Genomic DNA, 3,118 nt, shown 5'->3' on the forward strand with positions numbered 1-3,118 from the left:
CACCCTCTCCGCACTACTCTCCCGCATCATCGGCCTCGTACGCGAGTGGTTCATCGCCTACCGCTTCGGAGCCGGCCACAACACCGACGCCTACAACGTAGCCTTCTACCTCCCCGAACTCATCAACTACCTCCTCGTCGGCGGAGCAGCCTCCATCACCTTCGTCACCATTCTCGACCGCTACCGCGCCACCGGCGACGAGGCCGAAGGCGAACGCGCCCTCTCCATCATCCTCAACACCATGGTCCTCGTCCTCGGCACCGCCATCCTCCTCGCCGAGATCTTCACCCCCTACTACATCCGCCTCTACTTCGACCCTGCCTCGCCCGAAGGCATCCTCTGCACCAGGATCACCCGCATCCTTCTCCCCGGACAGCTCTTCTTCTTCGCCGGCGGCGTCCTCACCTCTGTCCTCCTCGTCCGCAAACAGTTCTCCTTCCAGGCCCTCTCGCCACTCGTCTATAACCTCTGCATCATCCTCGGCGGAGTTCTCCTCGCCAGCCGCATGGGCATCTCCTCCCTCGGCGTCGGCGCACTCGCCGGAGCCTACCTCGGCCCCTTCCTCCTCAACGCCTACGGAGCTTATCGCGCCGGCATGCGCTACCAGCCGCTCCTCGACCTCAAACATCCCGGCCTCCGCGAGTGGGTTCGTCTCTCCCTCCCTCTCATGCTTGGCGTCACCATCATCACGCTCGACAGCCAGATCTCCGGCTACTTCGCAAAAAGCGGCGCCGGAGACATCTCCCGCCTCAACTACGCCAAGCGCCTCTTCTCCGCCCCCATGGCCATCATCGGCCAGGCTGCCGGAGCCGCCTCCATGCCCTTCTTCGCCTCACTCTTCGGCCGCAAACAGTTCGCCAGCTTCGCCTCCGCCGTCAACCGCTCTGTCTCCCGCCTCATCGCCTTCTCGCTACTCGGCTCTGCAGTCATGATCGCCCTCGCCCGGCCCGCCATCGACATCGTCTTCCGCCACGGCTCCTTCAAGGCCGCCGACGCCCGCTCCACCGCAACCTACTTCGCCATCTTCGCTCTCTCGCTTGCCCTCTGGACCGCGCAGTCCATCTACGCCCGCGCCTTCTACGCTGCGGGCGAAACCTTCGCCCCCATGCTCGCCGGAACCATCATCACCGTCCTCAGCATCCCCATCTACTGGCAGCTTCACGTCCACTTCGGCGTCATCGGCCTAGCCTGGGCCTCAAACATCGCCATCCTCTTCCAGACAGGCACCCTTGCCATCCTCGCGCATCGCCGCAGCCTTGTCCCACTCTTCGGTCCCGCAGACACCCCCTACGCCGGCCCAGACCGCCCCGAGATAGCCCGCGCCGCCGTCGCCGGCCTCGTCAGTCTCGCCGGAACCACCCTCATCCTTCGCCTCTTCCCCCTCGCGCAGACCCACCTCGGCGACATCGTCTCCCTCGTCGTCGGAGGCACCACCTGGGCCATCCTCGCCGCTGCCACCCTCCACCTAACCGGTTCAAAGCTCCTCAGCCAACTCCGCTCCCGGGCAAGCTAGGTCCTGCCGGACGGGCCGCTTCCTCAGCGCGAGGTCGCTTCGAGACGTGTATACCTTGTCGTGCCAGTTAAACACCAAAGGGCCTCCCGCTGGTCGGCATAATCATCCGCCGAGCAACGCGAGACCCTAAGAAGTAAGCCCTGCCCCGACCGGTACAAAAGTCACGAAGTGACCACCCCACGTGTAGTGGGCCCGTCCGGCAGGACAAAGTCTTTTAGAAAGGAAGATGAAACACAAACCCCATGCTCACCTGCTTGATGGGATAGTTATGGCTAAACGTCCCAAACGGATCAAGCCCACCATAACCCAGCTCCGCAACCCGCCAGTCGACGATTGGCAGCAGCTTGATATCCAACCCCGCCAGTGCCTCATACTCGAAGTTGTTATAGAGAACGATCTTACCCACATCGTTCGTGCTCGACAGCCCATAGTCGCTTCGTCCAAGCCCAGCCGACCCCTGAATATACGGCTTCAACGGCACAAAGGGAGTATGAAACACCGCCCGAATCCCGCCCAGCGTTGAGTAGATACGCGCCCCGCCACTGTTGAAGTTCACATAAGCGCCCCGCCTCGTGGTCAGGATGCTTCCACGCAGGTCAGCGCCGATCTTCACCGGCCCCAGCTTCCAGAAGTCGTAGTACACACCACCCGTGCCACCCAGAGGATCGACCGAGTTCGAGCGTGCATTCGCTGCATTATCCGGCAACGCGGGAAGAGGAGAAGACACTTGGTTGCTCAACCGGTCCACGGTGAACATCCCATAAACACCAAGTTGCGCGTGAGCGGAGACGGTCGAGGCTACAACAAGGGCGGCAAGAAGGAGAACTGCTTTGCGGAAACTCATGTGCCGTTAGTTTACTAGTTCAAGCCTCTGCCATGCAGCCGGCAGCACGAAATGTGACAATCGCCCACTATTTTCTCCAACACCGCCCGCGCAGATTCCTCACAGCCTCAGCCCCCGCACCTCGTCCAGAATCCGCTCCGCCATCGCCGCCTTACTCATCTTCGGAAGCTCCACATCCCCAAACCGCGTCAGGATACTCCCCGCATTCTCCTCCACATCGAAGCCGATCCCCTCCCGTGAAACGTCGTTCACCACCACCGCATCCACGCCCTTCCGCTCCAGCTTCGCGCGCCCGTTTCGCAGCACATCCTCGGTCTCCGCCGCAAACCCGATCACCACCGTCCCCGCCCCGCGCCTCTCCACCACCTCGCGCAGAATATCCTCCGTAGCCTCCAGCTCCAGCGTCACCGCGCCCTCTCGCTTCATCTTCTGTTCCGCCACCCGCTTCACCCGGTAGTCGCTCACCGCCGCCGCCATCACCACTACCGTGGCCTCGCCCAGGCGATCCATTACCGCCCCGCGCATCTCCTCCGCGCTCACCACCTGCACCACCTCCACCCCCGCCGGACAAGCCACCGCCACCGGCGCACTTACCAGAATCACCTTTGCCCCGCGCCTCTTCGCCGCCGCCGCCAACGCATACCCCATCCGCCCGCTCGACCGGTTCCCGATAAACCGCACCGGATCGATCGCCTCCCGCGTCCCACCCGCCGTCACCAGCACCGTCTCCCCAGCCAGATCCTGCGCACCCACCCCCCCCC

General features: G+C 63.4%; 3 protein-coding genes. 1 reads left to right on the top strand and 2 read right to left on the bottom strand.

Translation table 11 applies throughout. The features are described from left to right. Positions 1-1,513 (top strand): murein biosynthesis integral membrane protein MurJ (gene murJ / locus GSQ82_RS15095; RefSeq protein WP_158793046.1); only part of this gene is annotated, 1,513 nt, incomplete at its 5' end. Between the two features lie 214 nt (positions 1,514-1,727). On the opposite strand, the gene GSQ82_RS15100 is transcribed toward murJ, so the two are convergent. Next, positions 1,728-2,357: a hypothetical protein gene (locus GSQ82_RS15100; RefSeq protein ID WP_158793047.1), complete on the bottom strand. Its 630-nt coding sequence runs from the start codon at positions 2,355-2,357 to the stop codon at positions 1,728-1,730. A 99-nt stretch (positions 2,358-2,456) separates the two neighbouring features. Further along, the coding region (locus tag GSQ82_RS15105) for a phosphopantothenoylcysteine decarboxylase (RefSeq protein ID WP_305794676.1) at positions 2,457-3,118 on the bottom strand (662 nt) is incomplete at its 5' end.

The organism is Granulicella sp. L60 (genome assembly GCF_009765825.1).
In the GTDB taxonomy this organism is placed as follows: domain Bacteria; phylum Acidobacteriota; class Terriglobia; order Terriglobales; family Acidobacteriaceae; genus Edaphobacter.